Genomic DNA, 1470 nt, shown 5'->3' with positions numbered 1-1470 from the left:
GAGAAGGGAGGCTCTGGCTCATCAGGGGTTAGAGTTTAAGCGGCCTGCAGCTGATGCTGCAAGCGGCGGTTTGCGATAGTGACAAGCTTGATGCGTTTGCGTTCTGCAAGGATCGCTTCCGCCCTGCCGAAGTAGACATCGGCAGGTGTGAGGTTGTCGATGCTCTCATGATAGCGGACGTGGTTGTAGTGTTCGACGAAGGCGCGTACCTGCCGTTCGAGATCGCCAGGCAGGTAGTAATTGCTGAGCAGAATGCGGTTCTTCAGAGTCTGATGCCAGCGCTCGATCTTTCCCTGGGTCTGAGGATGATATGGAGCGCCGCGCACATGCTGCATGCCCTTATGGTCGAGCCACTTGGCCAGATCGTCCGCGACGTAACTCGAACCATTGTCGCTGAGAAGCCTCGGCCGGTGCGCGACGGTGATGTGGTCAAGGCCGGAGGCCGCGAGTGCCTGGTCGAGCGTGGCCGTGACGTCGGAGGCGCACATCGTGGGACCAAGCCTCCAGGCCACGATGTAACGCGAGAAGTCGTCGAGCACGGTCGACAGGTAGTACCAGCCCCAGCCGGTGATCTTGAGGTAGGTAAAGTCGGTCTGCCAGAGCTGGTTGATGGCGGTGGTCTTGTCCTTGAACTCGTTCGCCGCCTTGATCACCACATAAGCCGGGCTGGTGATGAGGTCATGTGCCTTCAGCAGCCGATAGACCGACGCCTCGGAGACAAAATACTTCCGTTCGTCGGTGAAGCGCACGGCCAGTTCGCGCGGCGACAGCTCCGGAAGCTCCAGCGCTAAATCAATGATCTGGCCCCGCACATCGTCGGGGATGCGATTCCAGACCCGGTCAGGTCGGGACCGATGATCGGCCAGCGCTTCAATGCCACCCTCACAGTAGCGATTATACCATCTATAAAACGTGGCGCGTGGGATCCCGAGCTTGTCCAGCGTGCGCTTGGCCGGCAGATGCGACTGCTCGACCAACTGGATGATCTCGGCCTTCTCGGACGCAGGGTATCTCATGCCTCGTCCTCCCCATCCCCGTTCATGCTTTTTTGAGCAGCCGGTTCTCAAGGGTGAGGTCGGCCACAACTTCCTTCAACGCGGCCGTCTCACGACGCAGATCCTTTACCTCGCCGGAGGTTGCCGCACGTGCCGTATCCCCCGCCAGACGGCGCTTACCAGCTTCGAGGAACTCCTTGGACCAGCCATAATACATCGAGGCGGCGATGCCTTCTCGGCGGCAAAGTTCGGAGATGTTCTCCTCGCCCCGAAGTCCTTCCAGCACGATGCGGATCTTCTCTTCTGCCGAGTAATGCCGGCGCGTCTGACGCCGAATGTCCTTTAGCACTTGTTCTGCCGGCGCTTTGCCCGGTCCGGATTTCTGTTTCATCTTCGCTCCTGGTGGCTACGATGAACCAGAAATCCTCCCTCCGCAAAATCCTTCAATTTGTCTCAAAGGTCTCGACGGCGAACA

1 protein-coding gene is annotated in these 1470 nt (G+C 59.1%); it reads right to left on the bottom strand.

Translation table 11 applies throughout. The features are described from left to right. Positions 1-35: 35 nt before the first annotated feature. Positions 36-1386 (bottom strand): IS3 family transposase gene (locus CWO89_RS44130; RefSeq protein WP_130584375.1). Its coding sequence is split into 2 segments (ribosomal slippage): positions 36-1050 and positions 1049-1386, totalling 1353 coding nucleotides; the frame shifts between segments, so codons are not numbered across the junction. Positions 1387-1470 lie beyond the last annotated feature (84 nt).

Source organism: Bradyrhizobium sp. Leo170 (genome assembly GCF_004296405.1).
Lineage (GTDB): Bacteria > Pseudomonadota > Alphaproteobacteria > Rhizobiales > Xanthobacteraceae > Bradyrhizobium.
This window is presented reverse-complemented; position numbering and strand designations above follow the sequence as displayed.